The following is a 23428-nucleotide window of genomic DNA, read 5'->3' as shown; positions in this document are numbered from 1 at the left end:
ATCAATGCGGATGCATGCCGGACACACGTTCGCTCTCGCTCGAAAGATAAGCCTCTCTCCCCGAGACGCTTTCGATCCGAATTCCATAGTAGACGGGTTTGTTTTGCACCCCGGCCGCTGCTGTTTTCAGTCCTCCAGGCAACCAATAGGTTGCGTTGCTGGACTGTAGAAGAGACCATGCACGCGCATACTTCGCCCATTCGGCAGCCTGATCGAATTCCTTGAACTGCCCATTCGCGATAACGGTCCGCCATTGTTGCGGACTGGAGATTTCGTCTGCCAGAATGCAGACGGAGTTATTCTCGCGCATCCACGAGATCTTCTTGCCCTCGAGCGAGAAGCTGTAGAACCAGTCGTCCTCAATGATGAAAGAAATCGGAACCGTGTACGGGCGGCCTTCGAGGACGCAGGACAATCTCCCCATACGGGTTTTTGAAAGGAATGCCATGCACTCCTGATAATCAAGTTCTCTTATATTCATCCCGTCTGCCTTTCGTGAGGGCGCGCTTTCCGCTCCTCAAGCCGAAATCCTCAAATTCATTATGTCAGTGATGACGTTCATACGCTGGGGCTGAACAGATTTTGCCCCTGGCTTCTGAACCGGTCAAAGATCGCCGAAACAGTGCGAACATAGGGTCTCCCCTTTGCCGTCATCGAGATGCGGTTCGCCCGCACCGTCAACAGACCGCTCAAAGCGAACGGTCGCAGCAAGGCTAGTTCGTCGGCATAACCGGCGGCATTCTGTCCCAGATCGACGGAGAAATCGCACATCAGGCGTTCGATGATTGTCGCGCGTTCATGATCGTCCTCGACAAAGGCGTGGCCGCGTCGCGTGGGTAGAGACCCCTCCGCGATATGGCGTTTGTAAGCCTCGATACCGGATTCGGACTGCGTGTAGCCACCGGGGAGCCGCGAGATGGAAGAGCACCCGAACCCCAGCAGCGTCGGGCGATCGTCGTCCGTGTAGCCTTGAAAATTGCGGTGGAGCCGACCTTCTCTTGCGGCAGCCGCCAGTCGATCGGAAGGCTTGGCAAAATGATCGATGCCGATCGCCTGATAGCCCTCGCGGATGAAGAAAGACGCGATCGCGCTTGCCTGCTGCAAACGCTCGATGGGTCCAGGAAGCGATGCGCTATCGATCAGGCGCTGGTTGGCCCTTCGTGATGGTAGATGGGCGTATCCATAAAAGGCGATGCGATCCGGATTAAGGTCCAAGACGGAACGGCAGGTCGTCAGCAAGCTTTCCTGGGTTTGGTTCGGCAGACCATAGATCAAATCGAAATTGATGCGTGAAATGCCGGCGTCGCGCAGGTCGCGGACGGCGGCGGCCACCTTTTCTTCCGGCTGCTCCCGCCCGATCGCCTGTTGCACAACGGTGTCGAGATCCTGGACGCCGAGGCTGGCGCGGTTGATCCCGAGCCGGCCGAGCGCTTGGCAAAGATCGCGCCCGAGCATCCGCGGGTCGAGTTCGATCGAATGCTCGTAGTCGTCTTCCAGGTCGAAATGCTTCTTGAGCATACCGAGAACGGAGCTCAAGCCTGCCTCGCCCAGAATGGAGGGCGTGCCGCCGCCCCAGGCGATGCGGCCGATCTTCAGCCGGGCTGGCAGGTGAGCGGCAACCAGCGCGATCTCTGCCTCCAGCGTGGTCCGGTAGTCCTCGACCGGCTCGGCCTTCCGAACCGCCTTGGCATGGCAACCGCAATAGTGGCAAAGCTGCCGGCAATAGGGAACGTGCAGATAGACAGAGACCGGTTCGGCCGGATCAAGTTGGCCGAGCCAGGCGGCCTGTTCCTTGGGCCCCACCGCCTCGCTGAAATCCGCGGCGGTGGGGTAGGATGTGTATCGTGGAACCGGCATTTCCGCGAGACGCTCGACCATATCCGGTTTCATGCGGCCGGATCTCCGACGGAGCTGCGTTTAGGCTTGTTTGAGGGGTCCGGAAGCGCCGAGAGGCGCCGGTCTTCCTTCATCTCGAACCACATGGCGTTGAGGATGGCAAAGACGCAGGCGAGGCCGACGCCGAGGATCCAGGAAAAATACCACATGAATGATCTCCTTCAGTAAGCGTTCGGATTGCGACCGATCGAAGCCGCGTTCACTGGACCGCGCATCACGTGGTAGACCCAGGCCGTGTAGGCGAGCACGATCGGCAGGAAGACGACGGTCGCCAGCAGCATGATGAACAGGGTGAGGTGGCTGGATGACGCGTCCCAGACCGTGAGGCTCACGGCCGGATCGATCGACGATGGCAGAAGAAAGGGAAACAGCGACAGGCCGGCGGTCGAGATGATGCCGAAGATGGCAAGGCTCGATCCAGCGAGTGCGATCTTGAACCGGCGGCTGCCAAGTCCTGCCAGGGCGACGAGCGACCCGACGAAACCGAGAACCGGCGCGGTGATCATCCAGGGATATGCATGGTAGTTGTTAGGCCATGCTCCAGCCTGCGTGACGACGGTTTTCGCCAGCGGATTGGATGGACCTGCAGCTTCCTGAATACTGGTGACGACATAGCCGTCCATGCCGAAGGCGACCCACAAGCCGGCGAGCGCGAACAGGGCGACGGTGGCTGCGGCCGCCATCCGGCCAAAGCGCGTCGCGCGTTCGGCGACCGGCCCCGAGCAGCGCATGGCAATGACCACGGCTCCGTGCATGACCAGCATCGACAGGCTGGTGAGGCCAGCGACCAGGGCAAATGGCCGAAGAAGACCGAAGAAATTCCCGTCGTAATGGGCCCTCATCGTGCCATCGAGGCCGAAAGGTACGCCGAGCAGCACGTTGCCGACCGCGACACCGAAGATCAGCGCCGGCACGAAACCGCCGATGAACAGCGCCCAGTCCCAGGTGCTTCTCCAGCGCGGATCCTTGACCTTGCCGCGGAACTTGAAACCGACCGGCCGGAGGATGAGGGCCAGCAGGATGGCGATCATGGCAAGGTAGAAGCCGGAGAAAGAAGCCGCGTAGAGCGCCGGCCAGGCGGCAAAGATGGCGCCGCCGCCCAGAACGAGCCAGACCTGGTTCCCTTCCCAGGTCGGCCCAATCAGGTTGAGCAGGATGCGCCGCTCCTCGTCCGTCTTGGCCGCAAATGGCAGGAGGGCGCCAACGCCGAGATCGTAGCCGTCGGCGATGGCAAAGCCGATCAGGAGGACGCCGAGCAGCAACCACCAGATGATCCGCAATGTTTCATAATCGAGAGGTAAATGGGACATGGACCTTGCTTTCGAATGAGAGGGTCAGCGTTGCGGCGCAGCGGCGGCGCGTTCGGGAACCACTGCCGATCCGCGAATGCCATCGATCAGCACGTTTCTTTCGCTCGGACCTGCCTTGATGATTTTGAGCATCAGCAGAACCATGATGACGGCAAGCGTCGTGTAGACCGTGAGGAAGAAGCCGAGGCTGATCGCCAGATCCACGAGGGTTAGGCCCGACGCGGCATAGAAAGTCGGCAGCACTCCCTCGACCACCCAGGGCTGACGCCCGTATTCGGCAACGAGCCAGCCGAATTCGATGGCAACCCATGGCAGCGGCAGGCTGAACAGGGCGATCCACAGAAGCACGCGGTTTTCACCAAGCCTGTGGCGGGAGGCCAGATAGAAAGCCACCGCGAAGAAGACGATCAGGTAGAGGCCGATCGCGACCATGAAGCGGAAGCTCCAGAACAGCGTCGGCACGTCCGGCACCGTATCCCAGGCGGCCTTTTCGATCTGCTCGTCGGTCGCCGCCGGCACGTCATCGACGTAACGCTTCAACAGGAGTGCATAACCGAGGTCATGCCAGGTATCGGCAAAGGTCTGGCGGGCAGCAGCATTGTTGCGGTCGGCACGAATCTGGTCCAGCGCCGCATAGGCGGTCATGCCGTTGCGGATGCGAACTTCCGCATGCTCGACCAGCGGCAGGATGCCGGGCACCTCGGTGGAGAGTGACCGCGTGGTGATGAGGCCAAGGACGTAAGGGATTTTCACCTCATAGCTGTTCTCGCGGACGCCCGGGATGGCAAAGACATTGAGGCCGGCAGGTGCCGGTTCTGTTTCCCACATGCTTTCCATCGCAGCGATCTTCATCTGCTGGTGCTCGGTCGCCACATAGCCGCTCTCGTCACCAAGGACGACGACGGAAAGAGCCGAGGCGAGGCCGAAGCTCGCAGCGACCGCCATCGACCGCTTGGCTAGATCCAGATGGCGTCCCCGCAGCAGGAACCAGGCGCTGATCGCCATGACGAACATGGAGCCGGTGACATAGCCGGCGCTGACCGTGTGGACGAACTTTGCCTGCGCCACGGGATTAAAGATGACAGCGGCGAAATCGGTGATTTCCATGCGCATGGTATCGGGATTGAAGGTCGAGCCGACGGGGTTCTGCATCCAGCCGTTGGCGATCAGGATCCACAGGGCCGAGAAGTTGGCGCCGAGCGCCACGAGCCAGGTCACGGCCAGATGGCCGACTTTGGAAAGCCTGTCCCAGCCAAAGAAGAAGATGCCGATAAACGTGGCTTCCAGGAAGAAGGCCATCAGGCCCTCGATCGCCAGGGGCGCCCCGAAGATATCGCCGACATAGTGGCTGTAATAGCTCCAGTTCATGCCGAACTGGAACTCCATGACGATGCCGGTTGCGACGCCCAGCGCAAAGTTGATGCCGAACAGCGTGCCCCAGAAAAGCGTCATGCGCCGCCAGATTTCGCGCCCGGTCATCACATAGACGCTTTCCATGATGGCCATCAGAAACGACAGCCCCAAGGTCAGCGGAACAAAGAGGAAGTGGTACATTGCCGTCGCCGCGAACTGCAGTCGCGAAAGGTCGACAACCGTAAAGTCGATCATGTGTCTACCCGCCTATTTTCAGGTTTTCCGGTTCGAAATCCCCGGTCTGAAAGCGGCATAATCCACCGCACGGGCCCCGTGCATTGATTGCAATCAATGAGCCCTCCTGCATGCCGGATTAGATAGTCCCACGACGATCAGGGCAGTACGGAAACCGATGACCACAAGCACAGACGAGCAGGAAATGGGTGAAGATGGCGGCGACCGGAAAGCGCTTTCCGCCCTGCGCCGACACGGCGGCATCGCCCTCGGCATCGCGGTCGCACTCCCTATAATCTCCGGCCTGCTGCTGATCGGGCAGGTGCTCCTGTTGTCGCAGGTGCTTGGCCGGGCCATCGAGGATGGCGTTCCCTTAGACCAACTCTGGCCGCAGATCTTCGGTTTCGCCTCCCTCGTTGCACTCCGTATCGCCCTCTCCATTGCTGCCGAAGTGGCGGGATCGTTCGCTGCCGAAAAGATCAAGCGAACGGTGCGCGACAGCCTGACCACACGGCTGCTCGCCCCCCGTCCAGACTGGAGACAAGACCGGTCGTCCGGCGCGCTTGCCAGCACGGTCGTCGATCAGGTCGAGGCTCTGGAGGGATTCTTTTCGCGGTTCCTGCCCGCAACCATTCAGGCCGCGCTGCTCCCCATCGTCTTTGCCGCGGCCGTCATGCCGTTCGACTGGGTGGTCGGGTTGTTGTTCCTGTTCACGGCGCCGATGATCCCGCTGTTCATGGCGCTGGTCGGCTTCGGGGCGCAGGCCGCAAGCGATGCACAGGCCAATGCGCTGTCGCGGCTGTCGGAGTATTTCGCCGATCGTCTCGGCGGCCTCCTCACGCTGAAGCTGTTCGGACGAATGGAGATCGAGGCTGGAGCCATGCACGAAGCGACAGACCAGCTTCGCCGGCGGACGCTGCGCGTGTTGCGGATCGCGTTCCTGTCATCGGCGGTGCTCGAATTCTTCGCAGCGCTCGGCGTTGCCGGCGTCGCACTTTACGTCGGCCTCAGCTATCTCGGCATGGTCGACCTGCCGGGTACGCAGTTGTCGCTCCAATCCGGGCTTTTCTGTCTGCTGCTGGCTCCAGTAGTTTATCTTCCGCTTAGATCGCTCGCCGCACATTACCACGACCGCGCCCATGCCAAGGGGGCGGTCGCAGAGATCGTGCGGCAATTCGGCGAGCTTCCCATGCCCGTGGCTGTGATCATCCCTCCGGCACCGGTGCGGCTTGTCTCCTCCGCGGTCCCGATCCTCGCCACCAATTTCAGCATCAAAACGCCGGACGGTTGCTCCATTCTGCTCACATCGAGCAGACTTTCCATCCCGGCTGGCCAGCATATCGCTCTCGTCGGCCGCAGTGGCATCGGCAAGTCGACGCTGCTGAATGTGCTGGCAAGGCTTGCGCGCACTGAGGGAACAATCGAGTTCGGCAATCGCCGGCTCGATGACATCGATGAGCGCGACCTCCGCCGGATGCTGACCTTCGTCAGTCAGAAACCGCATCTCTTCCACGGCACGATCGCCGACAATATCCGCCTCGCTGATCCCGGGGCCAGTGACGACGCAGTGCGCCGCGCGGCCGATCTGGCCCTGGTCACCGCGTTCAGCGATGGACTTCCGGACGGCCTTGCCACCAGCATCGGAGAAGGTGGGCTCGGCCTGTCGGGCGGCGAGGCGCATCGCGTCGGCCTGGCCCGCCTCTATCTCACGGATCCGTCCATCATCCTGCTTGACGAGCCGACCGCGCATCTCGATCCCGAGACGGAAGCGACCGTGCTCGATCGCCTCCAGGGGTTCGCCCAAGGGCGGACGATGATCATTGCCACGCATTCGATGACGGTCGCTTCCCGCATGGACGCGACAATGCGGTTCGAGAACGGACATCTCTTGCCAATGAGGCCGACCCTGTCTGTCGTTTCCTCTGGTCAGGAGTTTGCCGCATGAGAGCGCTCCTGTCTTTCCACCCGCTGTTTCGGCGCCATCTGGCAGGCTTCGCTATTGCGCTTTGGCTTTCGCTGGCGACCCTTCTCGCGGGCGTTGCTCTGCTGGGCCTGTCCGGCTGGTTCCTGACCGCGGCATTCCTGACCACCGCTGCCATGAGCTTCAATCTTTTCGGTCCGTCGGCTGCTGTCCGAGGACTGTCGATGCTGCGCATCCTGTCGCGCTACGGCGAAAAGCTCGTCGGTCACGACACGACACTTCGAGTACTGGCCGACATTCGCGAATGGCTGTTCAGACGCCTCGGTCCCGGCGTGCATCAAGCCAGCAAAGCGCTCCGCAAAGGCGATGCGGTTTCACGGCTAACGGCAGACGTGGATGCGCTCGACAGTGTGTGCATCGTCGCAGCCGGTCCGCTCGTGACGGGTGTACTCACAGCAACGGCAGTGACCGTTTTCCTGTCCGTCATGCTGCCGGCAGCTGTTATCCTATATGCGGTCGTCATGGCGACAGCTCTGTTTGTCGTTCCGATTCTCCTTTCAAGCGGAACGCGCCGGCTGGGCGCCCGGATCATAGACCTCTCGACCGAACTGCGTGTGGCGGCGTTCGACATGGTCGACGGCCACGCCGATCTGACTGCATTCGGTGCTGCCGATCGGATGCGGGCACGCTCCGATGCAATCGCTGCAGATCTTTCAAGGACGAGGCTGCGTCTCGCCCGTGCCTCGGCATCGGCGTCAGCAGCAATCGCCGTCCTCGGAGGACTTGCAGTCGTCGGCACATTGCTGACCGGGCTGACGGCTCTGGAACGTGGCCTGATCAGCGGCCCTATTCTCATCGGCCTTCTTCTCGCCTCGCTCGGGAGCTTCGAGGCAACGGCGGCCGTCACCCGTCAGGTCGCAAAGTTCGGCAGCGCGATCGCCGCGGCGGAGCGACTGAGGAGACTGGCGGAGACACCACCTGCTGTCGTCGATACGCTCGATCCGGCAGCCCTTCCCGCCGGGGGAAGTATCTCAATCGAAGGCCTGACCTTCGGCTACGATCCGCGGCGGCCTGTCCTACGGAACCTCGATCTGACGGTGGACGCCGGAAGCAGCGTCGCCATCATGGGGGAAAGCGGCGCCGGAAAATCCACACTCGGCGCCCTTCTCCTGCGCCTCGCTGATCCCATCGCGGGAGCCGTGCGCGTTGCGGGTACGGATATCCGCGACATCGCGCAGTCCGATCTCCACGCCAGGATCGCCCTGCTCGAACAGAACGCGCCGGTCTTCATCGGCACGATCGGTGACAATCTGAGGATCGGCTGCAACGGAGCGAGCGATGACGAATGCTGGTTCGCTCTCGGCAAGGCGCGTCTCGCCGATTTTGTGCGCAGTCTGCCTGCCGGTCTGGAAACGCCGGTCGGAGAAGCCGGTCATACACTCTCCGTCGGACAGGCACGGCGGCTTTGCCTCGCCCGAACACTTCTGTCCAAGGCGGAGATCCTCGTTCTCGATGAGCCGACCAGCGGTCTCGACCGGGAAACCGAACTCTCGTTCTTCAGTGATCTCAGGAACGCGACGGTGGGACGAACCGTCCTCCTCATCAGCCATGCGCACTTGCCGTTCGGGATCGTTGACCGCATCCTCCATCTGACGGACGGACGTCTGCGCGAAGATCAGTGAACGTTGATGCCTGCAACGGCCTCCAACGCAGACATGTCGATCAGTTCGACGGTTTGCGGATCGGGCAGCCGGATCATGCCCGTATTGCGCAGCTTGGTGAAGGAGCGGCTGACGGTTTCGATCGTCAGCCCAAGATAGTCCGCTATGTCGGTCCGCGACATTGGCAGGGACAGAGGATTGGCGGAAAGTTTATGCTCCGCAGCCCTTGAAGACAGCGCCAGAAGAAAGCTCGCAAGCTTTTCGACCGGCGCCAGGCGCCCGAGAATCATCTGATTGTCACGGGCCTGGCGAAGCGCCGAGCGGGTAAAGGAATGCAGCCGGTCCTTCAGCTTGGGGTAGCGTTCCATCAGCGCATGCATTTCGCGCGTCGAGAACGAACAGAGCTGGACTGAACCAATCGCTTCCGCCGTGGAGGAATGGACGTCCTCATCCGCCAGGCCAAGATAGTCGCCCGGCAGCAGAAAGCCGGTGATCTGGCGGCGTCCATCGGGGAGCGCGATCGATAGTCGCAACATGCCTGCAGTAAGGCTGTAGGTCCGATGCAAAGGGTCGCCTTCACTCACAAGCATCTCGTTGGGAGCAAGATGCCGAGAGGTCATGATCTTGTCGAGTTCGGAAAGTTCCTCGTCAGCCAACGCAGCACAAACAGCCATTGTGCGCACATCGCAGTTGGCACAAGCGCTGCACGCTTTCCGCCGATGTACCGATTTCTGGGTGGTGAAAGGACTGTCGTGCGTATCTACCAATCGATCGTTCTCGTCTGCTGTCACTTCAACATAAAATATTCAGTGGGACACACAACCGATATTGCGGATGCCGACGATCAGGAACGCCCAACCATCCTGCCAAGTGTATGACGCATGTCGACGAATACAACATATTATCACGTTTGCGATGGGCAATGATCGCGATCGGCGTGTATGGCGGCCGCTCCGCAGCTTCGGCCTACAACTCTTTCCGACGGAGCCTAATAGGGAATGCCGACATAGTTTTCGGCGAGTGCTGTTGCGGCAGCCTTCGAGCCTACGAGGTAATTGAGTTCCGCTTCCTGGATTTTCCGGTCGAACTCGCCGGCTTCGGGAAAGCGGTGCATCATCGTCGTCATCGACCAGGAGAAGCGCACGGCGCCCCATACCCGTTTGAGGGCTCGCATCGAATAGGCGTCGATTGCCGCGGCTGATTTCTCTGAGAAATACTCCTGCAGACCTTCGAACAGGTAGAACACGTCACTGGTTGCAAGGTTCAACCCCTTGGCGCCGGTCGGGGGCACGATATGGGCGGCATCGCCGACCAGGAACAGGCGGCCGATCCGCATCGGCTCGGCAACGAAGGACCGCAACGGCGCGATCGATTTTTCGAATGAGGGGCCGACGACCATGCTTTCCGCATGCTCCGCCGGCAGCCGCCGACGCAGTTCGTCGTAGAAGCGCTCATCCGACCAATCCTCGATCTTCTCGTCCAGTCCGCACTGGATATAGTAGCGGCTGCGGCTGGCCGAGCGCATCGAACACAGTGCGAAACCGCGGCTGTGATTGGCGTAGATCAGTTCGTGGCTGACCGGCGGCACATCCGCCAGGATCCCGAGCCAGCCGAACGGATAGACCCGTTCGAACGTCGTGAGACTGTGCTCCGGCACCGATTTACGGCTGATGCCGTGGTAACCGTCGCAGCCGGCGATGAAATCGCAGTCGATCCGGTGGCTGACGCCCTCTCTTTCGAATGTCACGTACGGGTTCGTTCCATCGAAGTCATGCGGCGCTACGTTTTCGGCACTATAGATCGTGGTTGCGCCGGAGGCTTCGCGCTGATCCATCAGGTCGCGGGTGACTTCGGTCTGGCCGTAAACCAGTACGCGTTTTCCTGTTAGCCCGAACAGGTCTATGCGGTGGTCGCGGCCGTCGAAGGCAAGCGAGAACCCGTCATGTGGGAGGCCGTCCCTGTGCATCCTGTCCGCCGCACCGGCACGCTCCATCATGCTGACCATGCCTTCCTCCAGCACGCCCGCCCGCACCCGGCCAAGGATGTAGTCCTTGCTCACCCTGTCGAGAATGACGTTTTCGATACCGGCATTGGTCAGCAATTGGCCAAGCAAGAGACCCGAAGGGCCAGAACCGATGATGGCGACTTGGGTGCGCATGAAATCCTCCGTAGATCTTGGGGTCTCTTTAAGCGCACCCGCAGGCGTTTGAACAATGGATTATACGGCCAATCTATAGGACTGATGCCGGTCCGGCTGGACACAGGAAAACGACGCTCGCGGGACGCGGAGAGCGGCAGAATGATGTCCGGCGCTATCGTCACAGGCTCGGTGCCTTCACTTCAGCGGCGAGAATGGCAGCGGCAACGCGATCTGGCTGGTCATTTCAGGTGTCAGCCAGTCCGGCCCACCCTTCGGTGGCCATTTTCCGTCGGTGACCGATTTCCCGCGTGCCTCTGTGCGGGCGGCAAGGCTGGCATAGGGCCAGATCTGGGTGAGCCGCGGCCTGCCGTCGAGCCCGTACATGGCAACGGTGAGCTTCGAATAGGCCTCGCGCGCGGGCACCGCATCGGCCCATTTCTCCGCGGTCGGCGTGATGCCGTTGATCCGGGTGTGATAGGTGCGGAACTCATAGATCGGGCCGAACGTGCCCGCCTCGACGGGAGCCAGGAATTCCAGCGCCCGGTAGCTTTCCATGCTGAGCGAAACCAGTTGCTCGACGCAGCCGAAGGGGTTGTCGCTACGCAACGCCCGCTCGCGCTCACCGTAGAGATCATCGAGACTGTCGAAGGCGCGCAGCAGGAAGATTCGGTTCAGCGAACCGATATCGGTGCCCCAGGCTCCACAAAGGCGCCCCACGCCTGATGCCACCCAGGCTTCGATCCCGGGCGTTGCCTTGCCGGCGCCGAAGATCACCGTGTCGAGCGTCGCGAGTTCATAAAGGCTCATTCCATTTCCTCCTGTGAAAGTGTCTCCGATACCGTGACGGACTGGCCGGACAGAACGCGACCGGCGATGTATCCGAACGTCATGCCCGGACCGAGCGTGATGCCGCCGGACGGGTAATTGCCGCCCATGATCGACGTCATGTCGTTGCCGACGGCAAACAGACCGGGGATCGCTTCGCCGCCCGCGTCCAGAACCCGCGCCTGCGGATCGGTGCGCAGGCCGGCGAAGCTTCCGAGCGATCCCGGCACGATCTTCACCGCGTAAAACGGCCCATGGGCAAGCGGTGCAAGCGATGGATTGGGCCCGTGGTCGGCATCGCCCTGGACCCGGTTGTAGGCGGACCGACCACGCCCGAATTCGGGGTCTTCGCCACGCTCGGCATATCGATTGAAAGTCGCGACCGTGTCTGTGAGAGCTACTTCGGGAATGCCGCAGACCGCGGCAAGCTCGGCAAGCGTTCGGCCTCTCTTGAGGTAACCGGAACGGATCGCCGGGCCGAGAGGAAAGGGAAACGGCTTTGCCCATCCAAGGCCCCAGCGGCGTTGTCCCCTGTGATCGGCAATCAGCCAGGCAACAGGCGGGCTTGCCTGCGGCGTCGCATCGAGCAGCGCCTTGGTAAAGTCGTGATAACTGTCCGCCTCGTTGACGAACCGTCTGCCCGACGCGGTGACGGCGATGATGCCGGGTTTGGCGCGTTCGATCAGATGCGGGAAATGGGCAACGCTGCCATCCGGCCGTGTCACCAGCGACACAGGCGCCAACGCCATGGCCGATGCGAGATCTGCGGAAACGGTGGCGCCGACGGTTTCCCCCAGCCGCAATCCGTCGCCCGTATTGCTGCTGGGTGCGGCCGAAAAATGCCCCTCGCCGCCGCCGGCCGATCCGGCAAGCGCAGTCAGACGGTCGCGGTCATGCGGAAAACCACCGGTCGCCAGCACGACGCCCCGCGCCGCATGAACGATCGTATCGCCACCGTCGGTGCCGAGCCGCGCGCCGACGACCCGACCGCCATTCCGCAACAGCTCTTTCGCCGGCGCCTGTTCCATCATCGACACGCCGAGATCGAGCGCTGATCGCAACAAGCGTGCAACAAGAGCATTGCCGTTGACGAGATGCATGCCGCGGCGGTGCAGGGCAAGATCGCGGAGATGCCGGACGAGACGGCCCGCTGCGTAGAGCCCCGAACGCGGCTTGCGGGTTGCCTTGAAGAAATGTCCGATGTCGGCACCGCTTGCGAGCCCCATGCCCCAGAGGCTGGCGACGTCGAGCGGCGGGCGAAGCTTGTCGATCCATGGCCCGAGCCGCCGCCCGTCATACGGAGCTGCCGTCACCGACCGGCCACCCTTCAGAGCACCGGGCGTGTCGTGGAAATCCGGCACGCGATTGCCGTCCACCCAGCGGACCTCCGTATGATCCTGGAAGAAGGAAACCATTTCCGGACCATTGTCCAGGAAGGCCGCGACGCGCGGATCACCGTAACGGTTGCCGAGTTCGCTGCGCAGGTATCCGCGGGGCCCCTCCGGTGGTTCGTCTATTCCGGCGGCCCGCGCCAGAGGATTGCGGGGTATCCAGAGCCAGCCGCCCGACCAGGCTGATGTGCCGCCGAAAACAGAAGCCTTTTCAGCGACGATGACCTTGCAGCCGTAGTGCGCTGCCGTCACCGCCGCCGCGAGCCCGGCAGCGCCGGAACCGATGACGAGAACATCACAGGTCATGGTAATCACAGATTGCCGTTCCATCCATCCCCGCCTTACGTACATGCCCGGACAAGACAGTGGAACGGCGCGTTGCTACGCGGTCTTTCGTTCCATTCCGCTGGCCGGCTCAACCGCCTTCACGACTGCCTGAAAATATTGCGATCCCGAGGCTGCCTCGCCAAGTTCGATGGCCGCGGCCTGGAGCCGGGGTGCGAGCACCGCCATCCGCTCCGCGGTCATCCGCACGGCCGGGCCGGCGATCGAGAGACATCCGAGCACCTGACCATGGCCGTGATACCGGACCGGAACGGCCATCGCCGCCATGCCGGCGATATAGCTATCCACCGCCGTCGCGTAACCGAGCGCGCGGGCCTGAGCCAGTTGTTCCAACAGCAGCGTAAGGCTGCGCGGGGCGTTCGGTCCCGTGCCTTCCGCCTGTCGCAAAAGCCCTTGGCCGGAGACAAGCGACAGCGCCTCTTCATCACTCATCGACGAAAGCCACGCCTTACCGCCGGCGGAACTCGCCAGATGCACGACCACGCCCTGTTCCTGGCCCGGATCGTAACGGAGGCCACGTGTTGCCCCCTGCGCCACCGCCACCCAGGTCAAGCGGTCGCCATCGATGACCGAAAGCCGGATCAACTCGCCGGAATGGGCTGCCAGTTCGTCGAGCACCGGCTGCGCCACATCCGTAATGCCGGCACGGCCGAGAAACCCGACGCCCATGGCCGGCAGCTTGATAGTCAGGGCGTAATCGCCCTGCGCCTGCGCCTGGCGCACGTAACCGAGCCGCGCGAGCTCCTGCAAAGTCCGGTGTACGCCGCTTGCCGGCTGATCGATTTCGCTGGCGATCGCCGACACGGTGAGGCCGGCCGGATGATTGACCAGCAGTTCGATGATGGCGAGGGATTTTCCGAGAACGCTGCTCATGGACCCATTCCGTTGTTGAACACGGTTCCACTAAGGCTTTCGAGCGGTGAAAGGTCAACTGTGACGGACTGTCCGGTATCGGCTGCCGCGCGGATCGCATCGAGCACGATCAGGTTGGCCGTCGCGTCCCGTACTGACACGATCGGCGTGCCTGACCCGTCGATCAGATCGGCAAAATGGGAAAGCTGCCGCTCGTAGGGGTCGGCCTGGATGACATCGAGTACGGTTGGCCGCAATTCTTTAGTCCAGTCCGGCTCGCCCTTCGGTTCCCAGAGCGTCAGATCGGGCAGCGAGAGGCCAGCTTTGCTGCCGGCAAAATGATGGGCGGTTACCGGATGAGCCGGAAAGCGTGCCGGATTTTCGGCCGCTGTCAGGTCCCAGGCCCAGGGGCCGACCGCTGCATCGGATATGCACAGGGTCGCGATCCCGCCATCGACGAAGGAGAGATTGACCGCCGCCGTATCCTCGACGGCGAACCCGCGGCGCGCATGGCTGGCGATCGCCTGGACCTGCGCAATCTCGCCGAAGAAATGCCGCAGCAGATCGATTTCATGGACCATGTTGATCAGCAGTGGCCCGCCGGCTCCCGGAGTTCTGCGCCACGCGGCCTCGAAGTATCCGGCCGGCTTGGCCAGCGAACAGGTCACGGTCGCCATCACCAGATCGCCAATCCGGCCGGCATGGACCGCCGCATGGGCTGCGCGGATGATCGGGTTATGGCGGCGGTGATGGCCAATCAGAAGCGGCAGACCGGTCTCGTCGGCAATCGCGATCAGCCTCAGCGCCGAAGCCAGGCTTTCGGCGACCGGCTTTTCCAGAAGCACAGGAATACCGGCCCGCAACAAAGCTTCGGATACGGGGAGATGCGTCTCGTTCGGCGTAGCAACGATCGCCGCGCGAGCGAGACCCGAATCGATCAACGCCTCTGCGGACGGAAGACAGGGAATGCCGAGCGAGGCAGCGAGAACAGCTCCCGCCGGCATCGGGTCGACGATCGAGGTCAGGCGAAAACGGGGCATTCCGGCCAGCGTATCGATATGCGTACCGCCGATGGCACCGGCACCAATTACCGCAATGTCGATTACACGTCCCATCCAAATCCTCCCCGATCGAATGTGAGGTATCAGACGAATAACAAAAATGGAACTGGTTTTTATTCTTGAATGTCATTCCATTATTTGTGATGGTGGCCATAGAAGATTGGTCTGTCTCGTCTTTTGGGAGGATTGCCACATGCAACATGCACTGACGGAGGTCGGGCCGGATTACGATGTCGTCGTACTGGGAGCTGGCGCAGGAGGCATGTCTGCCGCCATCTTTGCCGCAATAGAAGGCGCACGTGTCCTTTTGGTCGAGCGCACCGAATATCTCGGCGGCACGACCTCCTATTCCGCCGCGACCACGTGGATCCCGCTTACCCGTCACGCGCAGGCCATGGGTGCCGACGACAGCCGCGATAAGGTTTCAGGCTTTCTCGATCGCTCTGTCGGCAACCACAGCTCCAAATCCGTGCGTGATGCGTTTGTTGCAGCCGGCACAGGTGTGGTCGATGCGCTGGAAGACAAAACGGACGTCAAATTCCGTGCGCGCCCTTTTCACCCCGACTATCTTTACGAGCTGGAGGGCGCCACGTCCTTCGGGCGGGCTCTCGAACCTTTGCCGTTCGATGCATCGGCGCTCGGGAAAGACCTGCATCTCATCCGTCCGCCCATCCCGGAATTTACTATTCTCGGCGGCCTCATGGTGGACCGTGACGACATCGCCCATCTGATGAAAATCGGCAAATCGGCGAAGTCGACCGCTTACTCGGCTCGACTGATCGGACATTACTACTTGGACAAGATCCGCCATGGCCGCGGAACGCGGCTGGTGATGGGCAATGCTCTCATCGGCAGGATGCTGCTTGCCGCGCGCAAGCTTGGGGTCGCCATCCTCACCGAAACCGAGGCATTGGCGTTCACGACCGGGCCTCACGGCGTAACAGGCGTGACACTCCGTCAGAAGGATACCGAACGGCAGATTCACGTCACGGGCGGTTTGATCCTCGCCTCCGGCGGCTTTGCCCGTCACCCGACCATGCGTGCAGACAAGTTGCCGCAACCACTGCCCGAATTTAGCCCGTCGGCACCCGGTCATACGGGCACGCTGCATGATCTCGCCTTTAACGCGGGCGCCTATCACGGCGACACGGCGGCGCAGCCGTGCTTCTGGGCGCCGGTCTCGCATCGCAAGCGCGCCGATGGCTCGATCGCGGTTTTTCCGCATTTCGTCTTCGACCGTTCCAAACCCGGCATCATCTCGGTTGGCCGCGACGGTCGTCGCTTTGTCAACGAAAGCACCAGCTACCACCTGTTCGTGTCGGCCATGTATGCGGCGAACAAGGACGGCAGCCATGTGCCCACCTATCTGATTGCCGACGCTGCGGCGCTGAAGAAATACGGCATGGGGATGATACGGCCCGGCGGTGCGAACATTGCCCCCTATCTTGCCGATGGCTACCTGACCGAGGCTGCAACGCTCGATGAACTGGCAGGAAAGCTCGGCATCGACGCTGCCGGCCTGAACGACAGCGTGGCCAGGATGAACGCCTATGCGAGGAGCGGCACGGACGCAGATTTCGCCCGCGGCACCACCGTCTACGAAAGGGCCAACGGTGATCCGACGCATGGGCCCAATCCGACGCTCGGGCCGCTCGAGACGGCGCCCTATTATGCCGTCAAACTCTGGCCTGGCGATATCGGCTCGGCCATAGGCCTGGTCGGCGACGAAAATGCTCAGCTTCTCCGCCGCGACGGATCGGCAATTCCGGGCCTTTATGCCTGCGGCAACGATTTGCAGTCGATCATGGGCGGGGTCTATCCCGGCCCAGGCATCACAGTCGGCCCGGCGATCGTGTTCGGGGCCATCGCCGCCCGTCATGCAGCCCGCCGCGCCGTCGCTGCTCGCAAGGGAGAGGCTGCATGAGCCTCGTCCTTGTGACCGGCGGAACCGGCTTCGTCGGCCTGCGAACCGTCAGGGCATTGCAGGCGGCCGGGCACCGGGTCCGGATCTTCGACCTGGCTCCCAAGCCGGAACGACTATCCGTCATGGATGGCGTCGAGATCGTCTCGGGCGACATCACCGATGCCGCCGCGGTGGCGAAAGCTGCCGATGGATGCAACGGAATTGTCCATCTCGTCGGCCTGATGACGGTCGATTGTGCCCGCAGCCCGGCGCTCGGCACGCGCGTCAATCTTCTAGGCAGCATCAACGTGTTCGAGGCGGCAAAGGCAAAGCGCCTACCGGTTGCCTATCTGAGCTCGGCCGGCGTGTTCGGACTCGACGATGCCGTCAATCCAAGGCCGATGACGGTCTATGGGGCGACCAAGCTTGCGGTCGAAGGCATGGCGCGCGCCTATCTGCTGGATCACGGCATCCCGAGCCTCGGCCTTCGCCCCTACATCGTCTACGGCCCCGGCGAAAGCGCTGGCATCGCGGCTGGTCCGTCGATCGCGCTTGGAGCAGCCGTGCGCCGCGAACCGGCTGAAATCCGTTTTTCCGGCCGCGTCGGCTTCGTTTACGTCGACGACGTGGCCCGGATGCTTTCGACCGCGATGACAGTGCCGCTGGAAGGAGCGACCGTTCTGACAATGGCCGGCGATACGGTGGAGATGACCGATTTTGTCGCCGAACTCAGTCACCAGTCCGGCTGGAACGAGATCCGGATCAGCGGGCCGCCCTTGCGTATTCCCGCCGATTTGGCGTCGGACCCGGTGCCGCACATCCTCGGCAATCAGCCTGTCACGACCGTCGGCAACGGCATCGCCCGGGCCTTGGCCGAACTGAAGGAGACCGCCGGTGTTGAATAGTCCAACGTTTCGCCCCCATCGTCCATTTGCCGATGACGGGGCCTATGTTTTTGTCGAGCTTGAGAACGACCGGACAAGGGTCGGATCGCATGCCGAGGGGAGGAAGGCGTGAGTATACATATAAAGGTCGATGGGGAGACCAAGCTCTTCCCGATCATCGGCCATCCGATCGGACAGGTGAAATCGCCCGCTTCGCTCAGCCAGATCATGGCCGATCGCGGCTTTAACGGCATCGTCGCACCGGTCCATATTCTCCCCGAAGACCTGGCCGGCTGGCTGTCGCAGGCAAAGAGCATGCGCAATGTCGCGGGCATCATTGTCACGGTACCGCACAAAGTCCCCTGCCTCGAATTCTGCGCCCGCATATCGGCCCGCGCAAAGGCATCCGGCGCCGTCAACATCATGATCCGCGATGGCGACGACTGGGTGGGCGACGCGACCGACGGACACGGCTGCCTTGACGGTATCGCGGCCCAAGGCTTCGAGATCGCCGGCAAGTCTGCGCTTCTGGTGGGTACCGGCGGCGCCGGAGCGGCCATCGCCTACGAAATCCTGGCGCGCGGCGCCTCGGAACTGGCCCTGCACGATCTCGACACGCACAAACGCGATGCGTTGATCGCGCAGTTGAACAAGGCATTTCCGGGTCGTGCGCGGATAGGCTCAACAGATCCACGCGGTTTTGCACTGGTCGCCAATGCCACGCCACTTGGCATGCGGGAGACCGATCCCCTGCCGGTGCAGACGGATCTTCTGACCTCAGACCAGTTCGTCTCGGACGTCGTGACGCGACCGGCCGTGCCGCCGCTGATTGCTGCTGCCCGCGACAATGGCTGCGGCACCATGTCCGGGTCAGGCATGTTCGACGCCCAGGCCGTGCTGCTGGCCGATCTGTTGATGGGGACACGCACGATCGACGCCTAGGCGATCGAGACGAAGACACCGCAGGCCCGGCTTTACGCACGGGCAGGAGGGATACGGCGACAAGGGAGGAGACCTGGCCGCCGGGACGGAAATATCGATCAGCCAAGGAGGAAGGTCATGATCAGAAAACTAATCACCACGACTGCAATGGTACTGGCGCTCGGCGCAATGCCGGCGCTTGCCGAACTGAAGGTCGGCTCGATCGTCGAGTTGTCCGGACCCGGTGCCGCGGCCGGCACCAACTTCCGCGATGGCGTGAAGATGGGCTTTGAGGAAATCAATGCGCAGGGCGGCATCCTCAAGGAGCCGGTCAAGGTTCTGGAATATGACAGCCAGACCGACCCGCAGGTTTCGCGCGCCATGGTGCAGAAGGGTATCGACGACGGCATCTACGCGATCATGGGAACGGTGTTCTCGTCATCAACCGTGGTCAACATGCTGGTCGCGCGTCAGGCCGGCATTCCGCAGTTCACCGGCTCCGAGGCCCCGTCCATCGTCGCCATGAAAAACCCCTACATCTTCCGCACCGCCTTCGGCTCGCAAAAGGGCGTGCCGAAACTTGCCAAATACATGTCCGAGACGATGGGTCTGAAAAAGGTCGGCGTCGCTTGGGCCAATACCGAATTCGGCAAGGGCGGCCACAAGGCTTTCGTCGATGCGATGAAGGCTGCCAATATCGAGGTCGTCGTCGATGTGCCGTCTGAACAGGCGCAGGCTGACTTCTCCGCCGACGTGCTGAAGCTGAAGGGCTCCACGGCCGAAGCCTTCTTCATCTATTACACCGAGGAAGAAAGCGCCCGCTTCCTGCGCGAAGCCCGCAAGCAAGGCCTGAACAAACCGCTTCTCGGCGAAACTACTCTGATCGGCCACAAGGTCATCGAACTTGCCGGCGATGCTGCCAACGGCGCTATGGGCCATGTCGGCCTGACGCCCGATGCCGATATCCCCGCCGTCAAGGAAATGGTCGAGCGCTTCAAGACGAAGTTCAAGTACACGCCCGACCACAATGCCATCAAAGGCTACACCGCCGCCTGGACGCTGAAATACGTCACGGAAATGGTCGGCAAGCCGGACAGCAAGGCCATCGCGGAAAAGCTGCACGGTCTCAAGCTGACCGCCAAGGATCATCCCGGCGTCCTGATGGATGTGAGTTGGGACGACACCGGCGAGATGTCGCGCGAAAGCTTTGTCGTGAAAGTCGAGAACGGCAAACAGGTGGTCCAGGCGGTGCTGCCGCCGAACTGATGCTGATCGCATGACGAGACAAGTGCCGGCGGTTCGCGCCGCCGACACGTCGTCATCAATCCTGCACGTCACGCCGATTACCAGCCCGTGAGGACGACCCCATGGCCGAGTTTATGCAGATTATTGTCTCCGGTCTCGCCGCCGGCTCCATCTACGCGCTTGCGGCAGTCGGCTTCACCCTGTTGTGGCAGGCATCGCAAACCATCAACTTTGCCCAAGGCGAGTTCGTCATGCTGCCAGCGTTTTTCGTGCTGGTTGGTATGACAGTGTTTGGCCTGCCGCTATGGCCCTCCGTGGCGCTGGCGCTCGCGCTGTCGCTTCTTATCCTCGGCGTGGCCTTCAAGCGGCTGATCGTCGAACCGATGCTGCCGCACGGAACGCTGCCGCTCGTCATCGCCACCATTTCGCTCGGCCTCCTGATGAAGGAAAGCGTCAAGGAATTTTACGGCGCGACCGCCCAGCCCTTCCCTGCGATCTTTCCGCAGACGGTCTACGAGATCGCTGGCGCCAGCGTTTCTATGCAGGATATCGGCAATCTCGTTGTCTCGATGCTCGCAATCGGCAGCCTGCAGCTGTTTCTCAATCGAACACGGACCGGCCGCTGCATGCAGGCCAGCGCCCAGAATCCGGCGGTTGCCGAAATCCTCGGCGTCAACGTCAAGCGCATGGTGCTCTATACATTTCTGATCAATGCCGGCCTTGCCACCGTCGCCTCGGTACTGATCTCGCCGATCTATCTTGCCAAGTTTTCCAATGGTGAAACGCTCGGTCTCGTCGCTTTCATCGCCGCTATCGTGGGCGGGTTTAACCAGATCCGCGGCGCGCTGGTCGGCGGCCTGCTGATCGGCGTGATCGACAATCTGTCAGCCGTCTACATCTCCGCCCAGTACCGCTCGGCCATGCCGCTTCTGCTGCTGATCGCCATCATCCTCTTGCGTCCGCAGGGCCTGCTCGGCACCTCGGAAGGGAGAACCGTATGATCCGCCTGAAACCGTTTCTGCTTCTGCTGGGTATTGCTGCCCTCGTCGCCGCTCCGATCGGCCAGGGCAACTACATTGTCTACACGCTGGCCTCGTGGCTGATTTTCTCGATCACTGCCATGGGCCTCAACCTGACGCTCGGTTATGCCGGACAAGTCAGCCTGGCGCAGGCCGCCTTCATGGGCATCGGCGCTTACATCACCGCGCTGATGACGCTCAACGGCATTCACTGGGGACTGGCCGTGATCGTGTCGATCGCAGCAAGCTTCGCGGTCGGCTTGCTGCTCGGCTACCCCGCGCTGCGGGTTCAGCACCACTTCCTCGCCTTCGTCACGCTTGCCTTCAACACGCTGTTGTTCCTGGTGCTGCGCAACGAGGAAGAGATAACCGGCGGGTCGTTCGGCCTTGTCGGCATGCCTCGGCCGTCGTTTTTCGGCATCACCACCGACAGCAACATCGCATTCTACTATTTCACGCTGGTCTGCTTCGTCGTGTCCGCTAGCGCCATGTGGTGGATCCTGCGGTCCCCTTGGGGGCGAGCCTTCAGGGCGCTGCGCGAAAATCCAATCCGCGCCGAAAGCCTTGGCCTTAAGGTTCGACGCCAGACACTGCTCGCCTTTGCCATCGGCTCTGCGTTCGGCGGTCTTGCCGGCGCGCTGCAGGCACCGCTGGTGCAGTTCATTGAGCCCAGCAGCTTTGCACTGATCCATTCCCTGAAAATCCTGCTGATGGTGGTGGTCGGCGGTTCGGGCTTCTTCTTCGGCCCGATGCTGGGTGCCGCCGTGGTGATCCTCCTGCCGGAACTGCTGCGCTTCACGGAAGGCTATTACCTGATCATCTACTCGACGCTGGTGATCGTCCTGATGGTGTTTTCGCCAACCGGCCTGATCGGGGCCGGCAAGAAACTCGCGGAAAGGTTCCGGCCCAAGCATGAAGCCCGCCGCGATCTCAAACAGGGAGTCCAGCTATGAATGCGGCGGCCCAGGAGGTCATTCTTTCGGTTCACAACATGTCGAAGCGGTTCGGCGGCATCCGTGCCGTCCACCAGGTCAGCTTCGATGTGCATAAAGGCGAGATTCTCGGATTGATCGGGCCGAACGGATCGGGCAAATCGACGCTGTTCAACTGCATTCTCGGCCAGTCGAAGCCGACCGAGGGGCACTGCCAGATCAACGGCAAGTCCACCGACGGCGTTAGGCCTGCCGACCTGTCTCTGATGGGTGTCGGCCGCACCTTCCAGCAGCTCTCGGTCTTCCCCAACATGACGGTGCTCGACAATATCATTGTGGCCGGCCAGGAGCACGAAGGCTCGATGCTGTCGCGCCTGTTCGGCAAATCGGACGCCGGACTGACGGAAAAAGCCGAACAGCTGATCGAGTTCTTCCGGTTGACGCCTTACCGCGACACACCGGCGGGTTCGCTTTCCTATGGCCAGCAAAAGCTGGTGGATGCCGCCATGGCCTTCATGGCGGGACCCGGCATCGTACTTCTCGACGAGCCGGCCGGCGGCGTTAACCTGACCATGCTCGGGCACCTCAAGGACCGGCTGATCACCTACAACCGGGAACATGGCACGACCTTCGTGGTCATCGAACACAATATGGAATTCGTCATGTCGCTCTGCACCCGCGTCATCGTGCTGGCGCAGGGCGAGATCATCGCCGAGGGGACACCGGATGAGATCCGGGCGAACCAATTGGTCATCGACGCGTATCTCGGAGGCTGACATGCTGGAAGTGAAAAACCTCAATGGCGGTTACGGCCGTATCACAATCCTCAACGGGACGTCTTTCAGCATACCGAAGGCGTCCATCACCACAGTGATCGGTCCGAACGGCGCGGGCAAGTCCACGGTGTTCAAGGCGATCTTCGGACTGCTCAACATCAATTCCGGCTCCATCCACCTGGAAGGCGAGGACGTGACGCGAAAGCGCCCGGCCGACATGATTGCCCGTGGCGTTACCTACGTGCCACAGGGCCGCAATGTCGTGCCGCAACTGTCCGTGCTGCACAATCTCGAACTCGGCGGCATCACCGCCAAGGATCAGGCGCGGGTGAAAATGCGGATGGAACAGGTCATGGACCAGTTCCCGATGCTGCGCCAGCGCAAGGACCAGAAGGCAATCGAGCTCTCCGGCGGCCAGCAGAAACAGCTTGAGATCGCCCGCGCGCTGCTGCTCGATCCGAAGCTGATCCTGATCGACGAACCGTCGATCGGCCTGTCGCCCAATCTCGTGCAGGAAGTGTTCCAGACGCTGACCCGCCTGCGCGACCAGGGCGTAACGATCCTGATGGTCGAACAGAATGCCAAGGCAGCGCTCGCCATGTCCGATTATGGTCTGGTCCTGGAACTCGGCCAGACGCGGATGTTCGACAGGTCGGACAAGCTGCTCAATGACCCGCGTGTGGGCCAGCTCTTCCTCGGCGGTCACATCGAGGATGCCGCCTGATTGATCCTCGCGATCGCATAACCTTTTCGGCGAAG

21 protein-coding genes are annotated in these 23428 nt (G+C 61.9%); 10 read left to right on the top strand and 11 right to left on the bottom strand.

Features of this window, described 5'->3' with window-relative positions:
• Position 1: 1 nt before the first annotated feature.
• The 5 genes from IFT59_RS14025 to IFT59_RS14005 all read right to left on the bottom strand — a co-directional run bounded on the left by IFT59_RS14025 (position 2) and on the right by IFT59_RS14005 (position 4811).
• Entirely contained in the window at positions 2 to 448 is a 447-nt protein-coding gene (locus IFT59_RS14025) for a pyridoxamine 5'-phosphate oxidase family protein (protein WP_162734831.1), read from the bottom strand.
• A gap of 110 nt (positions 449 to 558) precedes the next feature.
• Positions 559 to 1890, bottom strand: a complete 1332-nt coding sequence (gene hemN / locus IFT59_RS14020; RefSeq protein WP_192087261.1) for an oxygen-independent coproporphyrinogen III oxidase — start codon at positions 1888 to 1890, stop codon at positions 559 to 561.
• Positions 1887 to 2045 (bottom strand): cytochrome bd-I oxidase subunit CydX, encoded by a 159-nt coding sequence (gene cydX, locus IFT59_RS14015; RefSeq protein ID WP_062459376.1) that lies wholly within the window; start codon positions 2043 to 2045, stop codon positions 1887 to 1889. The genes hemN and cydX overlap by 4 nt, the downstream gene beginning before the upstream one ends.
• Before the next feature lie 12 nt (positions 2046 to 2057).
• Entirely contained in the window at positions 2058 to 3206 is a 1149-nt protein-coding gene (gene cydB, locus IFT59_RS14010) for a cytochrome d ubiquinol oxidase subunit II (protein ID WP_192087260.1), read from the bottom strand.
• Positions 3207 to 3230: 24 nt separating this feature from the next.
• Entirely contained in the window at positions 3231 to 4811 is a 1581-nt protein-coding gene (locus IFT59_RS14005) for a cytochrome ubiquinol oxidase subunit I (RefSeq protein ID WP_342366113.1), read from the bottom strand.
• A 160-nt stretch (positions 4812 to 4971) separates the two neighbouring features.
• Here IFT59_RS14005 and cydD point away from each other — a divergent pair, with 160 nt between their 5' ends.
• Both cydD and cydC read left to right on the top strand, forming a co-directional pair.
• Positions 4972 to 6738 carry a thiol reductant ABC exporter subunit CydD gene (gene cydD, locus IFT59_RS14000; protein ID WP_249407595.1) on the top strand — a complete coding sequence of 589 codons (1767 nt, stop codon included), beginning with the start codon at positions 4972 to 4974 and terminating at the stop codon, positions 6736 to 6738.
• Positions 6735 to 8396, top strand: a complete 1662-nt coding sequence (gene cydC, locus IFT59_RS13995; RefSeq protein WP_192087258.1) for a thiol reductant ABC exporter subunit CydC — start codon at positions 6735 to 6737, stop codon at positions 8394 to 8396. The genes cydD and cydC overlap by 4 nt, the downstream gene beginning before the upstream one ends.
• On the opposite strand, the gene IFT59_RS13990 is transcribed toward cydC, so the two are convergent.
• From IFT59_RS13990 to IFT59_RS13965, 6 genes are all read right to left on the bottom strand, one after another.
• A complete protein-coding gene (locus IFT59_RS13990) occupies positions 8390 to 9049 on the bottom strand; it encodes a helix-turn-helix domain-containing protein (RefSeq protein WP_192087257.1) in 660 nt (219 codons plus the stop codon). The two genes, cydC and IFT59_RS13990, sit on opposite strands and share 7 nt — an antisense overlap.
• A 314-nt stretch (positions 9050 to 9363) precedes the next feature.
• Positions 9364 to 10533 carry a 4-hydroxybenzoate 3-monooxygenase gene (gene pobA, locus IFT59_RS13985; RefSeq protein ID WP_062459363.1) on the bottom strand — a complete coding sequence of 390 codons (1170 nt, stop codon included), beginning with the start codon at positions 10531 to 10533 and terminating at the stop codon, positions 9364 to 9366.
• 177 nt (positions 10534 to 10710) lie between these two features.
• Positions 10711 to 11322, bottom strand: coding sequence for an NIPSNAP family protein (locus IFT59_RS13980; protein ID WP_192087256.1), 612 nt, complete (start codon positions 11320 to 11322; stop codon positions 10711 to 10713).
• A complete protein-coding gene (locus IFT59_RS13975) occupies positions 11319 to 13061 on the bottom strand; it encodes an FAD-dependent oxidoreductase (protein WP_192087255.1) in 1743 nt (580 codons plus the stop codon). Before IFT59_RS13975 ends, IFT59_RS13980 begins: the two co-directional genes overlap by 4 nt.
• A 51-nt stretch (positions 13062 to 13112) precedes the next feature.
• Positions 13113 to 13949 (bottom strand): IclR family transcriptional regulator, encoded by an 837-nt coding sequence (locus IFT59_RS13970; protein WP_192087254.1) that lies wholly within the window; start codon positions 13947 to 13949, stop codon positions 13113 to 13115.
• Complete coding sequence (locus IFT59_RS13965) at positions 13946 to 15043, bottom strand: Gfo/Idh/MocA family protein (RefSeq protein WP_192087253.1); 1098 nt, start codon at positions 15041 to 15043, stop codon at positions 13946 to 13948. Before IFT59_RS13965 ends, IFT59_RS13970 begins: the two co-directional genes overlap by 4 nt.
• Before the next feature lie 139 nt (positions 15044 to 15182).
• Here IFT59_RS13965 and IFT59_RS13960 point away from each other — a divergent pair, with 139 nt between their 5' ends.
• From IFT59_RS13960 to IFT59_RS13925, 8 genes are all read left to right on the top strand, one after another.
• Complete coding sequence (locus IFT59_RS13960; RefSeq protein WP_192087252.1) at positions 15183 to 16913, top strand: FAD-dependent oxidoreductase; 1731 nt, start codon at positions 15183 to 15185, stop codon at positions 16911 to 16913.
• The gene (locus IFT59_RS13955; RefSeq protein WP_192087251.1) at positions 16910 to 17797 is read left to right on the top strand and encodes an NAD-dependent epimerase/dehydratase family protein; all 888 of its coding nucleotides are present in this window, start codon (positions 16910 to 16912) and stop codon (positions 17795 to 17797) included. The genes IFT59_RS13960 and IFT59_RS13955 overlap by 4 nt, the downstream gene beginning before the upstream one ends.
• Positions 17798 to 17905: 108 nt before the next feature.
• Positions 17906 to 18718 (top strand): shikimate dehydrogenase family protein, encoded by an 813-nt coding sequence (locus IFT59_RS13950; RefSeq protein WP_342366102.1) that lies wholly within the window; start codon positions 17906 to 17908, stop codon positions 18716 to 18718.
• Positions 18719 to 18835: 117 nt separating this feature from the next.
• Positions 18836 to 19963 carry an ABC transporter substrate-binding protein gene (locus IFT59_RS13945; RefSeq protein ID WP_092663271.1) on the top strand — a complete coding sequence of 376 codons (1128 nt, stop codon included), beginning with the start codon at positions 18836 to 18838 and terminating at the stop codon, positions 19961 to 19963.
• 101 nt (positions 19964 to 20064) lie between these two features.
• A complete protein-coding gene (locus IFT59_RS13940; RefSeq protein WP_113111559.1) occupies positions 20065 to 20943 on the top strand; it encodes a branched-chain amino acid ABC transporter permease in 879 nt (292 codons plus the stop codon).
• Positions 20940 to 21914 (top strand): branched-chain amino acid ABC transporter permease, encoded by a 975-nt coding sequence (locus IFT59_RS13935; protein WP_062459343.1) that lies wholly within the window; start codon positions 20940 to 20942, stop codon positions 21912 to 21914. The genes IFT59_RS13940 and IFT59_RS13935 overlap by 4 nt, the downstream gene beginning before the upstream one ends.
• Positions 21911 to 22669 carry an ABC transporter ATP-binding protein gene (locus tag IFT59_RS13930; protein ID WP_184655470.1) on the top strand — a complete coding sequence of 253 codons (759 nt, stop codon included), beginning with the start codon at positions 21911 to 21913 and terminating at the stop codon, positions 22667 to 22669. Before IFT59_RS13935 ends, IFT59_RS13930 begins: the two co-directional genes overlap by 4 nt.
• 1 nt (position 22670) lies before the next feature.
• On the top strand, positions 22671 to 23393 hold the full coding sequence (locus IFT59_RS13925; protein WP_113166127.1) for an ABC transporter ATP-binding protein: 723 nt from the start codon (positions 22671 to 22673) through the stop codon (positions 23391 to 23393).
• Positions 23394 to 23428 lie beyond the last annotated feature (35 nt).

The organism is Rhizobium sp. CFBP 8752, assembly GCF_014842035.1.
GTDB lineage: Bacteria > Pseudomonadota > Alphaproteobacteria > Rhizobiales > Rhizobiaceae > Neorhizobium > Neorhizobium soli.
Note: the sequence above shows the minus strand (reverse complement) of the source record. Positions and strands in the feature narration are given on the sequence as shown.

What these genes read in the sequence shown, in the direction of transcription:
- IFT59_RS14025 (WP_162734831.1), bottom strand. Translation starts at nt 448, where the DNA reads ATGGCATTCCTTTCAAAAACCCGTATGGGGAGATTGTCCTGCGTCCTC.
- hemN (WP_192087261.1), bottom strand. Translation starts at nt 1,890, where the DNA reads ATGAAACCGGATATGGTCGAGCGTCTCGCGGAAATGCCGGTTCCACGA.
- cydX (WP_062459376.1), bottom strand. Translation starts at nt 2,045, where the DNA reads ATGTGGTATTTTTCCTGGATCCTCGGCGTCGGCCTCGCCTGCGTCTTT.
- cydB (WP_192087260.1), bottom strand. Translation starts at nt 3,206, where the DNA reads ATGTCCCATTTACCTCTCGATTATGAAACATTGCGGATCATCTGGTGG.
- cydD (WP_249407595.1), top strand. Translation starts at nt 4,972, where the DNA reads ATGACCACAAGCACAGACGAGCAGGAAATGGGTGAAGATGGCGGCGAC.
- cydC (WP_192087258.1), top strand. Translation starts at nt 6,735, where the DNA reads ATGAGAGCGCTCCTGTCTTTCCACCCGCTGTTTCGGCGCCATCTGGCA.
- IFT59_RS13990 (WP_192087257.1), bottom strand. Translation starts at nt 9,049, where the DNA reads ATGGCTGTTTGTGCTGCGTTGGCTGACGAGGAACTTTCCGAACTCGAC.
- pobA (WP_062459363.1), bottom strand. Translation starts at nt 10,533, where the DNA reads ATGCGCACCCAAGTCGCCATCATCGGTTCTGGCCCTTCGGGTCTCTTG.
- IFT59_RS13980 (WP_192087256.1), bottom strand. Translation starts at nt 11,322, where the DNA reads ATGAGCCTTTATGAACTCGCGACGCTCGACACGGTGATCTTCGGCGCC.
- IFT59_RS13975 (WP_192087255.1), bottom strand. Translation starts at nt 13,061, where the DNA reads ATGGAACGGCAATCTGTGATTACCATGACCTGTGATGTTCTCGTCATC.
- IFT59_RS13970 (WP_192087254.1), bottom strand. Translation starts at nt 13,949, where the DNA reads ATGAGCAGCGTTCTCGGAAAATCCCTCGCCATCATCGAACTGCTGGTC.
- IFT59_RS13965 (WP_192087253.1), bottom strand. Translation starts at nt 15,043, where the DNA reads ATGGGACGTGTAATCGACATTGCGGTAATTGGTGCCGGTGCCATCGGC.
- IFT59_RS13960 (WP_192087252.1), top strand. Translation starts at nt 15,183, where the DNA reads ATGCAACATGCACTGACGGAGGTCGGGCCGGATTACGATGTCGTCGTA.
- IFT59_RS13955 (WP_192087251.1), top strand. Translation starts at nt 16,910, where the DNA reads ATGAGCCTCGTCCTTGTGACCGGCGGAACCGGCTTCGTCGGCCTGCGA.
- IFT59_RS13945 (WP_092663271.1), top strand. Translation starts at nt 18,836, where the DNA reads ATGATCAGAAAACTAATCACCACGACTGCAATGGTACTGGCGCTCGGC.
- IFT59_RS13940 (WP_113111559.1), top strand. Translation starts at nt 20,065, where the DNA reads ATGGCCGAGTTTATGCAGATTATTGTCTCCGGTCTCGCCGCCGGCTCC.
- IFT59_RS13935 (WP_062459343.1), top strand. Translation starts at nt 20,940, where the DNA reads ATGATCCGCCTGAAACCGTTTCTGCTTCTGCTGGGTATTGCTGCCCTC.
- IFT59_RS13930 (WP_184655470.1), top strand. Translation starts at nt 21,911, where the DNA reads ATGAATGCGGCGGCCCAGGAGGTCATTCTTTCGGTTCACAACATGTCG.
- IFT59_RS13925 (WP_113166127.1), top strand. Translation starts at nt 22,671, where the DNA reads ATGCTGGAAGTGAAAAACCTCAATGGCGGTTACGGCCGTATCACAATC.